14 protein-coding genes are annotated in these 16,863 nt (G+C 63.2%); 4 read left to right on the forward strand and 10 right to left on the reverse strand.

Annotated features, from left to right (window positions below):
• Genes JFU04_RS02610 through cpaB form a run of 4 tightly spaced genes read right to left on the reverse strand, consistent with a single transcriptional unit; the run spans position 1 to position 4,649 of the window.
• A complete protein-coding gene (locus JFU04_RS02610) occupies positions 1 to 1,272 on the reverse strand; it encodes a CpaF family protein (protein WP_065900334.1) in 1,272 nt (423 codons plus the stop codon).
• Positions 1,269 to 2,462, reverse strand: coding sequence for a pilus assembly protein (locus JFU04_RS02615; RefSeq protein ID WP_065900335.1), 1,194 nt, complete (start codon positions 2,460 to 2,462; stop codon positions 1,269 to 1,271). The genes JFU04_RS02610 and JFU04_RS02615 overlap by 4 nt, the downstream gene beginning before the upstream one ends.
• Positions 2,459 to 3,688: a type II and III secretion system protein family protein gene (locus tag JFU04_RS02620; RefSeq protein WP_106805266.1), complete on the reverse strand. Its 1,230-nt coding sequence runs from the start codon at positions 3,686 to 3,688 to the stop codon at positions 2,459 to 2,461. Before JFU04_RS02620 ends, JFU04_RS02615 begins: the two co-directional genes overlap by 4 nt.
• A gap of 19 nt (positions 3,689 to 3,707) precedes the next feature.
• Positions 3,708 to 4,649: a Flp pilus assembly protein CpaB gene (gene cpaB / locus JFU04_RS02625; RefSeq protein WP_201143467.1), complete on the reverse strand. Its 942-nt coding sequence runs from the start codon at positions 4,647 to 4,649 to the stop codon at positions 3,708 to 3,710.
• Positions 4,650 to 4,980: 331 nt separating this feature from the next.
• Here cpaB and JFU04_RS02630 point away from each other — a divergent pair, with 331 nt between their 5' ends.
• The gene (locus tag JFU04_RS02630) at positions 4,981 to 5,178 is read left to right on the forward strand and encodes a Flp family type IVb pilin (protein ID WP_065900340.1); all 198 of its coding nucleotides are present in this window, start codon (positions 4,981 to 4,983) and stop codon (positions 5,176 to 5,178) included.
• A gap of 45 nt (positions 5,179 to 5,223) precedes the next feature.
• Positions 5,224 to 5,631 carry a response regulator gene (locus tag JFU04_RS02635; RefSeq protein ID WP_106805264.1) on the forward strand — a complete coding sequence of 136 codons (408 nt, stop codon included), beginning with the start codon at positions 5,224 to 5,226 and terminating at the stop codon, positions 5,629 to 5,631.
• An 83-nt stretch (positions 5,632 to 5,714) separates the two neighbouring features.
• On the opposite strand, the gene JFU04_RS02640 is transcribed toward JFU04_RS02635, so the two are convergent.
• The 4 genes from JFU04_RS02640 to JFU04_RS02655 form a co-directional block, all read right to left on the reverse strand.
• A complete protein-coding gene (locus JFU04_RS02640; RefSeq protein ID WP_201143468.1) occupies positions 5,715 to 7,397 on the reverse strand; it encodes a ShlB/FhaC/HecB family hemolysin secretion/activation protein in 1,683 nt (560 codons plus the stop codon).
• 187 nt (positions 7,398 to 7,584) lie between these two features.
• A complete protein-coding gene (locus tag JFU04_RS02645) occupies positions 7,585 to 9,120 on the reverse strand; it encodes a collagen-like triple helix repeat-containing protein (protein ID WP_201143469.1) in 1,536 nt (511 codons plus the stop codon).
• 301 nt (positions 9,121 to 9,421) lie between these two features.
• Positions 9,422 to 10,270 carry a MaoC family dehydratase gene (locus JFU04_RS02650; protein WP_201143470.1) on the reverse strand — a complete coding sequence of 283 codons (849 nt, stop codon included), beginning with the start codon at positions 10,268 to 10,270 and terminating at the stop codon, positions 9,422 to 9,424.
• Between the two features lie 2 nt (positions 10,271 to 10,272).
• Positions 10,273 to 11,625, reverse strand: a complete 1,353-nt coding sequence (locus JFU04_RS02655; protein ID WP_201143471.1) for a 3-oxoacyl-ACP reductase — start codon at positions 11,623 to 11,625, stop codon at positions 10,273 to 10,275.
• Between the two features lie 119 nt (positions 11,626 to 11,744).
• Here JFU04_RS02655 and JFU04_RS02660 point away from each other — a divergent pair, with 119 nt between their 5' ends.
• Together JFU04_RS02660 and JFU04_RS02665 are read left to right on the forward strand one after the other, a co-directional pair.
• Complete coding sequence (locus tag JFU04_RS02660) at positions 11,745 to 13,022, forward strand: acetyl-CoA C-acetyltransferase (RefSeq protein WP_106805259.1); 1,278 nt, start codon at positions 11,745 to 11,747, stop codon at positions 13,020 to 13,022.
• Positions 13,023 to 13,156: 134 nt separating this feature from the next.
• Positions 13,157 to 14,056: a PA4780 family RIO1-like protein kinase gene (locus JFU04_RS02665; protein WP_065900351.1), complete on the forward strand. Its 900-nt coding sequence runs from the start codon at positions 13,157 to 13,159 to the stop codon at positions 14,054 to 14,056.
• 150 nt (positions 14,057 to 14,206) lie between these two features.
• On the opposite strand, the gene cueR is transcribed toward JFU04_RS02665, so the two are convergent.
• Together cueR and JFU04_RS02675 are read right to left on the reverse strand one after the other, a co-directional pair.
• The gene (cueR, locus tag JFU04_RS02670) at positions 14,207 to 14,608 is read right to left on the reverse strand and encodes a Cu(I)-responsive transcriptional regulator (protein WP_065900353.1); all 402 of its coding nucleotides are present in this window, start codon (positions 14,606 to 14,608) and stop codon (positions 14,207 to 14,209) included.
• A complete protein-coding gene (locus tag JFU04_RS02675; protein WP_201143472.1) occupies positions 14,605 to 16,806 on the reverse strand; it encodes a heavy metal translocating P-type ATPase in 2,202 nt (733 codons plus the stop codon). The genes cueR and JFU04_RS02675 overlap by 4 nt, the downstream gene beginning before the upstream one ends.
• Positions 16,807 to 16,863: the final 57 nt, after the last annotated feature.

A 16,863-nucleotide genomic window follows, 5' to 3' on the forward strand; every position in this document is an offset into this window, starting at 1 on the left:
CTATAACGGCAAGGCCGATTCGCGGCGCAGTTTGTCACCGGCCGGGTTGATGGCTTCGCGCAGGAAGCCGAAGCCGGTGCGCCGGTCCAGCCGGAACAGGGTATTGGTGACGTACACGTCGTCGCGCACGCCCACCACCTCGACGACTTCGCTGACGCAGCGGCGGCCATCGGGCATGCGTGTCAGTTGAATCACCACGTCCAGGGCGGCGCAGATCATCTGGCGCAGGGTTTTTTCCGCGATCACCCGGCCGGTCAGGCCCACCAGGGTTTCCAGGCGCAGCAGGGCATCCTGGGCATTGTTGGCGTGTACGGTGCTCATGGAACCGTCGTGGCCGGTGTTCATCGCCGTCATCACATCGAGCACTTCCACGCCTCGGATTTCGCCGAGGATGATGCGGTCGGGGCGCATCCGCAGGGCGTTGCGGATCAGGTCACTGGACCGCACTTCACCATGGCCTTCGGCGTTTGGCGGCCGGGTTTCCAGGCGCACCACATGGGGATGGCCCAGTTGCAGCTCGGCGACGTCCTCGATGGTCACCAGGCGCTCGTGCGGGTTGATCAACTGGCTGAGGATGTTCAGCAGTGTGGTCTTGCCGGTGCCGGTACCGCCGCTGATGAGAATGTTGCAACGCTTGCCGACGGCCTCCTGAAAGAACTCGAAAATGCTCTGGTCGATGGTCTGCATGGCGACCAGGTCGCTGCTCTTGAGCATGTCCTTGCGAAACTTTCGAATCGACAGGCACGGCCCGTCCAAGGCAATCGGCGGGATGATCGCGTTGACCCGGCTGCCGTCCGGCAGGCGCGCATCCACCATCGGCGAGGACTCGTCCAGGCGCCGTCCCAGCGGCGCGAGAATCCGCTGCATCACGCGCTCGACGTGGTGATCGTCGATAAAGCGCAGGTCGCTCTGATGCAGCAGGCCGTCGCGCTCGATAAACACCCGGTGCGGCCCGTTGACCAGAATCTCGGTCACCGAGGGATCGCGCAGCAGCACTTCCAGTGGGCCGAAACCGGTGAGTTCGTCGACGATTTCTTCGGCCAGGCGTTCCATTTCATAGCGCGAGATCGCCAGGCGCATGCGCGTGATGTATTCGGAGACTTTGTCGGTGACAAACTGCGCCAGCGACTGGCGCGTGCCTTCGAGCAGGTTTTTGCCTGACTCCTCGATGGCGTCAATGATGTAGCGGTGCAGCACCAGCTTCAGGCCATCATGGTCGCTGTTGCCGCTGACGCTGCGGGCCGGGCCGCCGAAGAGTTTTTCGCTGGTCATCGTCCCGACCCCAGGAAGCGTTCAAACCAGCGCATCGAGGGTTTTTCCAGACCCTCGGAGCGTTTCGCCAGGCGTTCGCCCAAGGTCCGCACGGCTTGGGTCAGGGGTTCGCGTGGGGCCAGGGCGAACAGGGTCTGGCCCTGGTTCTTGACGTTCAGGCGCAGTTCGGCGCTCAGCGGCAGGACGGCGATGCACTCAAGGCCGAAGCTTTTTTCCAGGGCTTCGGTGTCAGGTGCACAGGATTTGATATAGCGGTCGACCACCAGCTTGGCGTGCTCGAGTTTCATGCCTTTGTCGCGCCAGCGGTTGAGCACCGCCAGGTTGCGCCGACAGTCGAGTACGCTCTGGTCGGTGCACCACAGCAGTTTGTCGCAGTGGCTGACAAAGGTACGCAGCGCCTCGCTGTCCGGTTGCCCGGTAATGTTCACGACGATGTGCTGGAAGTGTTGGCGCAACGCGCTGAGCAGCATGTACAGCTCGGCGGCGCTGGTCAGTTTGAGCGGTTCGTCACCGGTGGCATAGGCCAGGATGCGCAGGCCATCCAGGGCTGTGGTGAAGGCGCTGTTGATCAAGGTGGTATCGAGACGGCGCAGGTGCCGCAATGCATCGCCAAAGTTGAACGTGCTTTCCAGCCCCAGCAGCGCCAGGCTGTCACTGCGTGGCAGGCCCAGGTCGAGCAGCAGGGTTTGCTGCCCGCTTTTTTGCACCACCAGTGCCAGGTGTGTCGCCAGCATCGCACCATCGGCGTTGCTCTGGGTGCCAAACAGCACGGTCAGACCGCCCAACTGCGCACTCGAAGTCACCGGCGGCAGGCGCTTGCTCAGGCGCCGCACCAGGCCTGCGACTTCACTGGAGCGCGAGCCATAGGCGACGAAATCGCGCGCGCCGGCGCGCATGGCATTGAGTACCAATTGGTTATCCATGCCATCGCCGAGGGCGACCACCGCGAGCATCGGCTTGGCCTCCAGGGCTCCTTCGATCAGCGCACTTTGGGCCACCACGTTTTCACGGTCGAGGCCGACGAACACCAGGTTGGCGAAGGTTACGTCGACCAGCGCGAGCAACTCATCCAGGCTGCCACCGCCGGCACTGACCACTTGGCCAAGGGGCGCGAGTGCGCCCTGGAGCCATTCCAGGTCGGTGGTGTTGCGGGTAATTGCCAGAAATGTCTGGCTCAGGCTATCGCTCATTGGGAAAGTCCACTGCGACGATCGAAGTTGCCGTTTTCCAGGAAGAACAGGCGGTACCAGTTCGGGTCGTAGGTGCGCAGTTTCTCGCCGGGCAGGGAAGGCAGTTGCGCATTCGCGGCCAGCGGCTGGACCAGGTGTGGCGTGACGATCATCAGCAGCTCTTTTTCTTCGCGGCTGATGTTGGAATCGCGGAAAAACGCGCCGAGGATCGGGATGTCACCCAGGCCTGGAAACTTGCTGATGGTGGAGCGGTTGGTGCTGCTGATCAGGCCGCTGATCACGAAGCTTTCGCCATCGGCCAGGGACACGCTGGTGTCGGTTCGACGCACGGTCAGGGCGGGCACCTGGATCCCCTGGATCTGCACGGCGTTGCTGTAGTCGAGTTCGCTGACCTCCGGCGCGACCTTGAGGGTGATGCGATTGCGGTCGATCACCGTGGGGGTCAGGGTCAGGCGGATGCCGAACTCCTTGTACTCGATGGAGATACTGTCGCTGCCGCTGCTGGGCACCGGAATGGGCACTTCGCCGCCGGCCAGGAAGGTTGCGCTCTGCCCGCTCAGGGCTACCAGGCTGGGACGCGACAGGGTATAGGCGAAGCCGCTCTGTTCGAGGGCGTTGATCATCGCCGAGATCCGCCCGCCACCGAAGCCGATGTTGAAAAAGCCATTATTCACCGCCTGCCCGCGAAAGCTGTTGGCGGTGGTGGCGGGGATCGTGCCATTGCCCGGGCTGCCGAACAGGAAATTGCCACCTTGGCCGAACAACGAGGTACTGGCTTCCTTGAGCTTGGTACGGCTGACCTCGACAAAGCGAATGTCGGTCTGCACCTGGCTGGGCAGCAGCGGGTCCTCGGAAGGCGACAGCGACAAGCTGGTCAGCGCCGAGGTGGCCTTGCCCTTGACGAACACCATGCTCTGGCGCGGCGCGCTGGCGCAGGCGGTCCACACCATCAGGCTGGTCGCGCCGACACCGACGCCGGTCAGCAGGAAGTTACGGTCGCCGTTGACGCGCACATCGGCGATCTTCGGGTCGCCAATCGCCAGGCGGGTTATTGCCACCGGCGATTGCAGTTCCTGTTGCAGGCCTTCTCCCACCTCGACCACGGCGGGCAACTGGCCCAGGGCGCTGCAATTACCCGGCGCCGCGAAGGCCATGCCCGCCGGCAGGCTCGACAGCATCAGGGTCCAGGCGAGGTGCGTGAACATGGCAGTGTAGCGATGGCTCATTCAAGGCATCCTTGCTCAATCACGGGGTTTGTGGGGCTGCTTGGGCACCGCGAATCACTTCAATGCCACGACGTGCGCCGGGCTCGCCGGCGACTGTGGCTACCCGCTTGGGCGGGCCAATCAGAGCCAGCTGGGTGAATTGATAGAGGTCGCGGTTGGCACTTTCCAGTTTGTCCGGTGCGTCGCTTTCGCCGGCCCAGTAGCGACTGAGCAGCTGTTCGTCGGCGCTGCGCACGGCCAGGCGCAGGGTCCCGGCCTGGGCCGCGAGCATCAGGCGACTCAGTAAGGCTTCCGGTACAGCCAGCACTACGGTGCGGGCACCGGCACGGCGTTGCGCGGCCTGGGCGCGCTCTTCAGGCGTGGCCGGTGGCGGTACCGCAGGCATGCCGTCATTGGCCAGGCCCATTTGATCGCCGACGCTGAGCAGGCGCATGGCCGGCAGGACGATTTGGGCTGACGGCTCGGTATTGCCGTTGTCCTGGCGCAGGAACAGCAGCACATCCACGTAGTCGCCTGGGCTCAACTGACCGGCGACGCCGATGACTTCATCCACTGCGACGGCCAGCGCCCGCTCATCTGGGCGAATCATGCGGGCCAGCGGGCCGCCGGCGTTGAAGCTCTCTTCGTTGAGCCAGGTGCCCGCAGCCAGCATGCGCAGCGGTTTGCGTCCGATCGCCTGGTCCAGTTGCGTCAGGCTGCCGGCGGGTACCGTGCGCAGTTTTTCCACGGCCAGGTCAGCAGCGGTCAGTGGTACGAAAGCAGGGACGTCATGCACCAATACCACGACGGGGGTGCGGTTCTGGTCTTCGACGGCAGCGACGGTTTTTTCCACGGAAACGACAGGTGCGGTGGGTGCCGTGACGGGCTCCGGCGAGCGACTCAGTACCAGCCCCCAGTACCCTGCAATCAATGCCCCGATCAGCAACAAGCCGGCCAGGACCATGCTGATACGACTGTTCATGACGGCTCTCCCTTTCCCGTTGCATTACACACTCGTTAATCCAATCGAGTTAATTCGCAACCTGGCTGTGATGAACAACTAACGATTTGGCTATTTGAAGGTAGCTCAGCTAGGACGAAATGCCATTACCTGACAGAAAATTTATCTGCATGCCAAGGCGTTGCCTTTTGAACAGCGGGTTTATGGCGCCAACGTTGTGACTAATACTTTCTGATTAATGCGTTATTACAGTTGTGAGCCTGGGGTTTGTTGACAATGCTCTAGTGGCACGCCGTGATTATCTGGATCTAGAGCCCTTCGGCTTTCAGTGGCGTTCTTAGGGAGAAGTCTTATGTTCCTTGACCTGATGTTGAAGTTCTATGTTCAGACACAACTATTCTTCAAACGCAAAGAGGGCGCGTCAGGTATTGAATACGCCATTATCGTGGCGCTGGTGGCGATTGTTATTGTCGGTGCAGGCTCGGGGCTGGGCACCAAAATCGCCTCGGTGTTCAACGGTATTGCCAACAAGATGACCACCGTGACCTGAGTTAAAGTGTAAAGCCACCCCCTTCATCCACGGGCAGGTACGGTCATGAGCGCATCTTCTTCGGGTCGCCAACAAATCTTATTGGTGGACGATGAAGAAGACGCCCTGATCGAACTTGCCGAGTCCCTCGGTAACGAGGGATTTGTCTGTTTTACCGCCAACTCTGTCACCTTCGCCCTGCAAGAATTGACACTCCACCCTGACATTGCCCTGGTCATCACTGACCTGCGCATGCCCGAGGAAAGTGGCATTTCCTTGATCAAGCGTCTGCGCGAACACACCTCACGCTCGCACCTGCCGGTGATTGTCATGTCGGGCCATGCCGAGATGGACGACGTCAGCGACATGCTGCGTCTGCAAGTGCTCGACCTGTTCCGCAAGCCGATCTACCTGGTGCGGTTGATCGATACCTTGAACAACCTGTTCCCTATCGCAAAGAAACCCACTGAGTAGCGGCCGCTTTGCCGGCGCTGGCGTCCGTGAGATCGCCCGCGCGGCTGGTTGCGCCCACCCGGTAGGTGGGCGCAGTGCGAGGTTCAGAGTTGGTAACTGAAGCTCAACGTGTAGCGCGGACGCCGATCAAAGTTGTCGAACGCCACTTCCGACATCGGCTTGGCCGCTTCCAGGGAGATGTTGTAGTACTTGGCGTCACCGAAGCGCAGGCCGACGGCAGCCGATGACATGTTGTTGCCCTTGATCGGCAGGTCGTTGAACCAGGTCTTGGCGCGGTCGAACACCACATAAGGCTGCAGGATGCGCACCCATTCGCCGGCGCGGTTGTAGCTGTAGTTGACCTCATACGCCACGCCCCAACCCTTGTCGCCCGAGCCCTGGTCATCGGGGTAGCCACGGGCGAAGTTCTGCCCACCGAAGGTGGCGCGCTCGCTGTCGGGCAGGGTGTCATCACTCCAGTAGAGCGCGCCGGACAGCACGCCTTGCCAGTTATCGAAGAGCTTGTTGCTCTGCACGCCGGACAGGCGCAGGCGGAAGAAATCGAGGTCCGGCTTGAGGCCGCCGAAGTCACTGCGGGTCTTGGCGCCCATGCCGTTGATGCCTTGGTACAGGCCAGCGCTGAGGATGCGCAGTTGCGTGGTATCGGCCTTGCGCCAATCACCTTCGAACGCCAAGGCGCGCAGGTCGGTTTGCAGCTCCAGGCGCTGGGGGAAACCTTCGAGTTTGTAGCGGGTGGTCTGGTCGACCGCGTAGTAGCGGGCGCCGAGGCTCAGGGACTCGTTGGGCGAGGCGATCACGGGGTGGCTGAAGCCGATGGAGTAGCGGTCGATTTCCTGATGTGGCTTGAGTTCGAAGCCGTCGCCCAATTGCAGGCTGGTGCGCGGGTCGGCGCGGTAGCGCTCGCCCGACAACACCAACTGCGTGCCCTCGGCATTGATGAACTGGCTGTAGGCGGCGCGGTAGTAATGCTCCTTGTCGTCGCCCGGTGGGAACAGCCCGCTGAGGCTCAGTTGTTCCCCCATGGATGTCCACGAATTGCTGGTGGCCGTCAGCAGCGCTTGCGTACCGCCACGGCTGGCCTCGTTCAGGCTCATGCTGGTGGTGAACGGTTTGCGGCTGGCGGTGATTTGCATATGGGTGCCGCCATCGGTGGTGCCGGGCGGCGGCACCTGCGCCTGCAGGGTCACCCCGGGGATGGCGCTCATCAGCGTGGTGTAGCGCTCGAAGGTCTTGCGGGTGAGCGGGCGTTCGGCCTTGAGTTTTTCCGCGAGTTTGTCGACGTAGGCCGACACCGAGCCGATGTCGCCTTGCAGGTCGTAATCGCGGATATAACCCTCGACCAGCACCACGTGCACCAGGCCGCCTTCAAAGCGTTGTTCCGGCAGGAAGGCGTAGGACAGCAAATAGCCGTCTTCCTGGTAGCGACGGGTGATGCTGCGGGTGGCTTCGATCAATTGCGCCAGGTTGGTTTCATGGCCGATCAAGGGTTCGAAGGCCTGGGCGACTTCCTTCAGCGGGTAGACCGTGCCGCCGTCGATCTGCAGTTTGCGAATGGTCACCTTGGTGTCCATCAGCAGGGGTTGCGCGGCGGTGGCCGCGGGGGTGGGCAACTGGGTCTGCGGGGTCACCGGTCGATACGCATCGGCGGGCAGGTTGGGCACGGGCAGGTTGCGAATGGTGTCGTTGCTATTGAGGAAGCTGGGTAGGGTATCGGCGTGGGCGTAAGCACTGAGGGTGAGCAATAACAACGGCGTCAAAGCGCGCATAGGACACTCCATGGTCAAAACTGCAGCAGCGTATTGCAGGGTCCCGCCGGGCTCTGGGGGCGCGGTTCGGGTGTTTTCAGGGATCGATCATTGACCCATAAAAAAAGACGAGAGACTTATTGGGGTCTCTCGTCTCAACCAAGCGTAGGCGCTGTAGGTGAGGCCGTCTAATCGGCCAGGTGCAATTCTATTTTTTGCCGGTAAGGCCACCGATCAGGCCGCCCAGCAGACCCCCATTTGCACTGGCACCTGCACCTGCGGAGGCGGATGCGCCGGCTCCCAGGTTCAGGCCACCGCCGAGCAAACCACCGCCGGTGTTGGTGCCGCCGGTCACCAGGCCGCCGATCGAGGCCACGGTGCCGCCTACTGCGCTCACGGTACCGCCCAAGGCGTTGGTGACCGGGTTGGCGTTAGTGCCGCTGATTTTGCCGCCCAGGCTGCTGACGGCGCCGCCGACATTGGTCACCAGGCCGTTGACGGGAGCACCCAGGCCGGTGGCGTTGCCGACGGTTTGGGTCAGGCTGGTAACGCCGCTGGTGATAGGGTTCAGGGCGCCGCCGACCTGATTGGTGAGGGCGGCAACCGGTGCGCCTGCCGCGGTGTTCGGTGTGCCGCTGCCACCCAGCAGGGTACCCAGCGATGCGACGGTGCCGCCCGCTTTGACGCCAGTGACGCCGGTCGCGCTGACCACGCCATTGCTGCTGCCTGCATCCAGGCCGCTGCCGGCGCCCGCGATCACACCACCGATGAGTTCCGCCAGGCCCAGTTGCCCGGTGCCACCGCCAGTGCCACCACCCGTGCCGCCGCCACTGCCGCCACTGCTGTCGTCAGCCGGGTCGACATAGCCGCTGGCTTTACCGACCACGGTGCCCACGCCATTGAGCACATTGCCCACAGCGCCAGTGACAGGGTTGCCGGTGCCGCCGGCATCGGCGACTTTATCGCCCAGGCCGTCAACGGTATCGCCGACTTTTTGCAGCAGGCCGCCGACAGGCGTATCCAGGCCTGTGGTGGTGCCGACTTTGCCGGTGGTTTTTTCCACCAGGGACACCACGGGCACCAGTACTTTCGCGCCGACGGTGTTGGTGACCGAGCCCAGTGGGCCGGTGGTGCTCGCCGTGCTGAGTGTGTCGCCGAGCATGGTTACGGCGTTGCCGACCTTGCCCACTACATTGCCGACTACGGGGGCGGCACCGCTGACCACGGGCACTTGCCCCAGCAGTGTCGCCACATTTTGACCGGTCGTGGAGACACCGGTGCCGAGATCAGCGACCCCGTTGGCCACGCCGGCCACGGTTTTGCCCAGTGCATTGCTGTCGGTACCCAGTGTGCCCAGGCCATCCGAAACGCCCGTGCCGATGCTGCCGACAGCGGTGCCGACAGAGGTCACCAGGCCACCTGCGGTAGCCCCCACGATCGGCAGGCTGCCGAGTGTGGTACCGAGGCTGCTGACAGTGCCGCCGAGGCCGGTTACGGTATCGCCGAGGGTATCAGCCACGTTAGCCGTGACCAGGGTGCTGGTGGTGCCGGTACCGCCACCTCCTGTGCCGCCACCACCAGTACCCCCGCCGCCGGTACCGCCACCGCCAGTGGATGCGTCCGGTGAGGAAGCGGAGCCGCCACTGTGATGCCCACCACCACCGCTGCTGCAGCCGCCGAGCGTCATTGCTACTGCCAGGGCCAGCGCGGTACTTGCTTTCCAAAACACTACTTGAGCTTTCATGATTGAGTTCCTTGCACCTGTACAACCTTGGTTGTCTCAAACGCTCGCTATTTCTAGGGATAGCGATGCGTTTGTCCGTGTGGCTATAACAAGCCCGGGCGCTCTTTCTCACAATGCTCTACTTGGTATTAACGATTTATATACGGCGCGGATGTACCGGTTAAGCGACTAATACCAAGGGTATAAGGGATGGATGTATCAAGATATATATGTATTAAAAATCAAAGAGTTGAATAAAAAAGCGGACTTGAGAAAGTCCGCTATAACCCAGGATGTATATATACAATTAATCAGTGGTTGTTCAGGCGATCGGCTGCCATTTGCCCACCATGTGTTCAATGTCACCCGCGCCTTTCAACACGAACTCCCCGCTGGACCCGGCCGCACTGGCCCATAAGGTGACCTCACTGGGCAGGCGCACCGGCTTCTTGAACTCGACGTTTATCTCGATGTTCGCGGCCGGCAGGTGTTCACCCAAGGCCGCCAGGGTGTGCGCCTTGTTCCACAGTCCGTGGGCGATGGCCTGGGGGAAGCCGAACAGCTTGGCCGTGAGCGCGCTGAGATGGATCGGGTTGTAGTCGCCGGACACCCGCGCATACCGGCGGCCGATATCGGCCGGGGCTTTCCAGCGGCTCACTTCGCTGACCTGGGTGGGGGGCGATTGCGCCTCGTCGCTCGCTACGCCTTCCAGTTTCACGCCGCGACAGAGCATGCGACTCTCGGCCTCCCACAGCAGGCCGAGGGAGTCCTCGACGGTGGTCACCAGGTCAAACGTTGCGCCCTTCGCATGCGGCTTGAGGTTTTGCGCATGCACATTAATGAACAGGTCGCTGACACCGCCGAGCGGACGATGAATACGGATGCGATTGCTCAGGTGAATCAACCCCAGCAGCGGAAACGGAAACGATTTGGCCGTGAGCAACTGCATCTGCAAGCCGAACGCGAGGATGTGCGGATAAGTCGCCGGCAGCACTGCGCTGTCGGCAAACCCGCAGACCTTGCGATACGCCGCGACCGCTTTGGGATTGACACTGACCCGGCAGCGCAAGCCCTGCTCGGGCAACGCAGTGCCGGTGATCTTGCGCTTGAGCGCGGCGCGCCAGTACAGCGGCGCGAGAAACGGGGGACTGCCCACTGTCTGCCATTGCATGCTCACGCTCCCAATAGACTTTGCCCACACACTCGCAGCGCTTGCCCGCTGACCGCTCCGGAGCCCGGCTGGCCAAGCCAGGCGACGGCTTCGGCGACGTCTTGGGGCAAGCCGCCCTGGCCGAGCGAACTCATGCGGCGCCCGGCCTCACGCAGGGCGAACGGAATATGCGCGGTCATCTGGGTCTCAATAAAGCCTGGGGCCACGGCGTTGATACTGATCCCCCGTGCTTTGAGCAACGGCGCCCAGGCCTGGGCCAGGCCGATCAACCCGGCCTTGCTCGCGGCATAATTGGTTTGCCCGCGATTGCCGGCGATCCCACTGATGGACGCGAGCAGCACCACGCGCGCGTTGTCATGCAGGGTGCCGCTGTCGAGCAACGCCTTGGTCAGCACTTGCGGGGCATTCAGGTTCACCGCCAGCACCGCGTCCCAGTATTCCGGGGTCATGTTGGCCAGGGTCTTGTCGCGGGTGATCCCGGCGTTGTGCACCAGGATGTCGAGGCCGTCGGGCAGGTGTTCGATCAACTGGCTGGCGGCGTCTTCGGCGCAGATATCCAGCAGCACGGAACGTGCACCCAGGCGCGCGGCCAGGGCTTCGAGATCGGTCTTGGCCTGGGGCACGTCCAGCAGGATCACCTCGGCCCCGTCGCGGGCCAGGGTTTCGGCGATGGACGCACCAATGCCACGGGCGGCACCGGTGACCAGCGCCTTGCGCCCGGCGAGTGGGCGCGTCCAGTCCTCGACCGGCGTGGCACAGGCCTGCAGGCGGATAACCTGGCCGGAGATGTAGGCGCTCTTGGGCGACAGGAAAAACCGCAGCGCGCCTTCCAGCTGGTCTTCGGCGCCCTCGCCAACGTAGAGCAATTGCAGCACGCCACCGTTGCGCAACTCTTTGGCCAGTGAACGGCTGAAGCCTTCGAGGGCACGCTGGGCGCTGGCGGCAAACGGATCGCCGAGGCTTTCCGGCGCGCGACCGAGGATCACCAGGTGCGCACTGTTATCCAGGTTTTTCAGCAGCGGCTGGAAAAACTCACGCAGTTGCTTGAGCTGGTCGGTGTGTTGCAAGTCGCTGGCGTCGAACACCACCGCCTTGAGTTTGGGCCCGTGGCCGGGAATCCACGCCGGCGCGGTCGAGGCGTCGGTGCCGTAGCTGTAGATCGCGTCAGTGAGTTTATTGGCGAACGGCAGCACCTTGGTCGCCAGAGCGCCGCCACCGAGCAACAATGCCCCTTCTACCGGGCGCAGGCGCCCGGCTTGCCAGCGTTCGAGGCGTACCGGTGACGGCAGGCCAATGGCAGCGACCAGGCGATGGCCGAGGCTTGAGTTGGCGAAGTCGATATAACGGTCAGACATGGAACGCTCTCCGAAGACTGGGGTTCAAAGGGTTGACCATCCCAGGGTAGCAGTCGTTCGACTAGGCTCTGTTATCCAACCTACAGCAGCCAGCCCATAACAGACCGAGGGAGCTTTTCATGACTCAATTGCGCCGTGTAGCGATCATTGGCGGTAACCGCATTCCTTTCGCCCGTTCCAATGGCCCGTATGCCACGGCCAGCAACCAGGCGATGCTGACTGCGGCCCTGGAGGGCCTGATCGAGCGCTACAACCTGCACGGCCTGCGCATGGGCGAAGTGGCTGCCGGTGCGGTGCTCAAGCATTCGCGCGACTTCAACCTCACCCGCGAATGCGTGCTCGGCTCGCGCCTGTCGCCGCAAACCCCGGCCTACGACATTCAACAGGCCTGTGGCACCGGCCTTGAGGCCGCATTGCTGGTGGCCAACAAGATCGCCCTGGGCCAGATCGAATGTGGGATTGCCGGCGGGGTCGACACCACGTCCGACGCCCCGATCGGCGTGAATGAAGGGCTGCGCAAGCTCCTGCTGCAGGCCAATCGCAGCAAGTCCATGGCGGATAAATTAAAACTCCTGTTACAACTTCGTCCTCATCACCTCAAGCCCGAACTGCCGCGCAATGGCGAACCGCGCACCGGTTTGTCCATGGGCCAGCATTGCGAGTTGATGGCGCAGACATGGCAGATCCCTCGCGCCGAGCAAGACCAACTGGCGCTGGAAAGTCACCAGAAAATGGCCGCCGCCTACGCCGAAGGCTGGCACAACGACTTGCTGACGCCGTTTCTCGGCCTGACCCGCGACAACAACCTGCGCCCCGACCTGACCCTGGAAAAGCTCGCCGCCCTCAAGCCTGCCTTCGAGCGCAGCGAAAAGGGCACGCTCACCGCTGGCAACTCCACGCCGCTCACCGACGGTGCATCCCTGGTGCTGCTGGGCAGTGAGGCCTGGGCCCAGGAGCGCGGCTTGCCGATCCTCGCGTATTTGCGCGATGGCGAGGCGGCTGCGGTAGATTTCGTCAACGGCGCCGAAGGCTTGTTGATGGCGCCGGTCTACGCAGTACCGCGCCTGCTGGCGAGGAATGGCCTGACGCTGCAGGACTTCGATTACTACGAGATCCACGAAGCCTTCGCTGCCCAAGTGTTGTGCACGCTCAAGGCCTGGGAGGATGCGGACTACTGCAAGACCCGCCTCGGGCTGGATGCGCCGTTGGGCGCCATCGACCGCAGCCGCCTGAACGTCAAGGGCAGCTCCCTGGCAGCCGGCCACCCGTTTGCCGCCACGGGCGGGCGCATTGTCGCCAATCTGGCCAAGTTGCTCGACGCGGCGGGCAAGGGCAGGGGGCTGATTTCGATCTGTGCGGCAGGCGGGCAAGGGGTCACGGCGATTATCGAACGCTGATTGCGATAAAAATTGGCATATTGGATGCATTCTTGACGGGTCAGAGGTCGGTAGCCTCTCCCACCGGCGAGCCGATTGCCGTATAACGAGTGCCATACGCGTATTTGGTAATAAAGGACCCACAATAAAAGCTGATGAAGACTCCTAAACGCATTGAACCCCTGATCGAAGACGGTCTGGTCGACGAAGTGCTGCGCCCACTCATGAGTGGTAAAGAAGCAGCTGTTTATGTGGTGCGCTGCGGCAACGAATTGCGTTGCGCCAAGGTTTACAAGGAGGCGAACAAACGAAGTTTTCGTCAGGCGTCCGAATACCAGGAAGGCCGTAAGGTCCGTAACAGCCGGCAGGCCCGGGCCATGGCCAAGGGCTCCAAGTTCGGCAAGAAAGAAACCGAAGATGCCTGGCAGAACGCTGAAGTGGCGGCGTTGTTCCGCCTGGCCGGTGCGGGCGTTCGCGTGCCCCAGCCGTACGACTTCCTTGAAGGCGTGCTGTTGATGGAGCTGGTAGCCGACGAGTACGGCGATGCAGCACCGCGTCTGAACGACGTGGTGCTGGAGCCGGATCAGGCGCGCGAATACCACGCCTTCCTGATCTCCCAGATCGTGCTGATGCTGTGTACCGGCCTGGTGCACGGTGACCTGTCCGAGTTCAACGTACTGCTCACGCCAACCGGGCCGGTGATCATCGACCTGCCTCAGGCGGTGGATGCGGCGGGCAACAACCACGCGTTCAGCATGCTGGAGCGTGACGTGGGCAACATGGCGTCCTACTTCGGGCGTTTTGCCCCGGAGCTGAAGAAGACCAAGTACGCCAAGGAGATGTGGGCGCTTTACGAAGCCGGCACCTTGCACCCGGCCAGCGTGTTGACCGGCGAGTTCGACGAACCGGAAGAGCTGGCGGATGTCGGCGGAGTGATCCGCGAGATCGAAGCGGCGCGCCTGGATGAAGAGCGTCGCCAGGCGATTCGCGCAGCGGACGATGCGCCACCGAGCAAAGTACCTGACGAGCCCCCGCCGCCGCCTTGGCTGCAGTGATCCCGCAAAGATGTGGGAGCAGGCTTGTGTAGGCGCTGGCTTGCCGGCGATCGCATCACCTCGGTGTGACTGACATACCGAGGTGCCTGCATCGCGGGCAAGCCCGGCTCCCGCCCACATTTTGTTCTGTCTGGGGCGGGTAAAGCTCAGTCAGGCGCAGCAACTGCCCGAAGCCAACTCCTTGAGAATCGGACAATCCGGCCGATGATCGCCCTGGCAATGTTCTACCAGGTCCTGCAGCGTGTCGCGCAGTTGCCCCAACTCCAGAATCTTCTGATTGAGCTCATCGATGTGCTGGCGCGCCAGGGCTTTCACGTCCGCGCTCGCGCGTTGGCGGTCTTGCCACAGGGCCAGCAACTTGCCAACTTCCTCCAGGGAAAACCCCAGGTCCCGTGAGCGTTTGATAAACGCCAGTGTGTGCAAATCGTCGCCGCTGTAGACGCGGTAGCCGCTGTCGGTGCGGTGGGCGGCTTTCAACAGACCGATGGATTCGTAGTAGCGAATCATCTTGGCGCTCAGCCCGCTCTGGCGGGCGGCTTGGCCGATGTTCATGGGCGTTGATCCTCCAGGTCCTTGGGTTTCCAGGTTTTCAACAGTAAGGCATTGCTGACCACGCTGACGCTGGACAAGGCCATGGCCGCGCCCGCGAGCACCGGGTTGAGCAGGCCGAACGCCGCCAGCGGAATGCCGATCAAGTTATACACAAAGGCCCAGAACAGGTTCTGGCGGATCTTTGCATAGGTCTTGCGGCTGATCTCCAGGGCGGCTGGCACCAGGCGTGGGTCGCCGCGCATCAAGGTGATACCCGCCGCATGCATCGCCACATCGGTGCCGCCGCCCATGGCGATGCCAATGTCGGCAGCCGCGAGGGCCGGGGCATCGTTGATGCCGTCGCCGACCATCGCCACCACGCCGGTTTTTTTCAACTCGGCGACGGTGGCGGCTTTTTCGGCGGGCAGCACTTCAGCGTGCACATCCTCGATGCCCAGCGCCTGCGCAACCACGCGGGCGCTGCCGCGATTGTCACCGGTGAGCAGATGACTGCTGATCTGCTGCGCCTTGAGTTGCTGCACGGCCGCAAGCGCCCCCGGCTTGAGGGTATCGCCAAAGGCAAACAGCCCGAGCACACGCGGTTGCGGGCCTTGCTCGATCAGCCAGGACAAGGTCCGGCCTTCGGCTTCCCAGGCGGTGGCGGAGCCGGACAGTTCACCGGCGTTCAAACCGCTTTCTTCCAGCAGCCGACGGTTACCCAGCGCCAGTTGCCGGCCCGCCAGGGTGCCGGCAATGCCGCGCCCGGTCAGGGCTTGGCTGGCGCTCACATCGGCGACATCCAGCCCTCGTTCGCGGCAGGTATCCAGCACCGCCTTGGCCAGCGGATGTTCACTGCCGCGCTGCAAGGCACCGGCGTGCTGCAGCAATGATGCTTCGTCGCCATCCACCGCCGCCAGGTGCGCAATTCTTGGCGTGCCGGAGGTGAGGGTGCCGGTCTTGTCGAACACCACGGCGCTCACGGCGTGCGCACGCTCCAGGGCTTCGGCGTCCTTGATCAGGATGCCGTAGCGTGCGGCGACGCCGGTGCCGGCCATGATCGCCGTCGGTGTGGCCAGGCCCAGGGCGCACGGACAGGCGATCACCAGCACCGCCACCGCGTTGATGATCGCCGTCTCCAGGGAGGCGCCGTACAGCCACCAGCCCACCAGCGTGATCAACGCCAGCACCAGCACCGCCGGCACGAACACTTGGCTGACTTTATCCACCAGCTTCTGGATCGGGGCCTTGGCGGCCTGGGCGTCTTCCACCAGGCGGATGATCCGTGCCAACACGCTTTCCGCACCCAAGGCGAGGGTGCGCACCAGCAGGCGGCCTTCGCCGTTGATGGCGCCGCCGGTGACCGAGTCGCCCGGCTGCTTTGGCACCGGCAGGCTCTCGCCACTGATCAGCGCTTCGTCGGCGTGGCTTTGGCCGTCGACCACTTCACCGTCCACCGGGAAGCGTTCGCCGGGCTTGACCAGCACCAGGTCGCCGCGCTTCAGCGCGTTGATCGCGACGTCCTCCTCGCGGCCGTCGACCACGCGAATCGCGCGCTCCGGGCGCAGCGCTTCGAGGGCGCGGATGGCGCTGGCGGTCTGGCGCTTGGCGCGGCTTTCCAGGTATTTGCCGAGCAACACCAGGGCAATCACCACGGCCGAGGCCTCGAAGTACAAATGGGGCATGCTGCCGGCCGGTGCGGTGAGCCACTCATAAATGCTCAGGCCGTAGCCGGCGCTGGTGCCGATGGCCACCAGCAAGTCCATATTCCCGGCACCGGCGCGCACGGCTTTCCAGGCGGCGATATAAAAGCGCGCACCGAAGATGAACTGCACCGGCGTCGCCAGCGCGAACTGCACCCAGGCCGGCAGCATCCAGTGCAGGCCGAAAGGCTCCACCAGCATCGGCAGTACCAACGGCAGCGCCAGCAGGATCGCCAGCAGCAATGCCCAGCGCTCGCGGTGCAGGCGCCGGGCCTGGTCGACCTCGGTGGCGGCTTCGCTCTGGGGCAGGCTGGCGCTGTAGCCGGCCTTGTCGACGGCGGCGATCAACACGTTCGGGTCCATCTGGCCGAGCACTTCAACATGCGCGCGTTCGTTGGCCAGGTTGACGCTGACGCTTTGCACCCCCGGCACTTTGCCCAGCGCGCGTTCGACGCGCCCGGCGCAGCTGGCGCAGGTCATGCCGCCGATGGGCAGGTCAAAGGTGGTGGATCCATTCATGGGGCAGTCCTCCAGGAGAAGTTGCCCCTAGGATCAACCTTGACCTGTGGGGAAGGT

The organism is Pseudomonas sp. TH21 (assembly GCF_016651025.1).
GTDB lineage: Bacteria > Pseudomonadota > Gammaproteobacteria > Pseudomonadales > Pseudomonadaceae > Aquipseudomonas > Aquipseudomonas aylmerensis.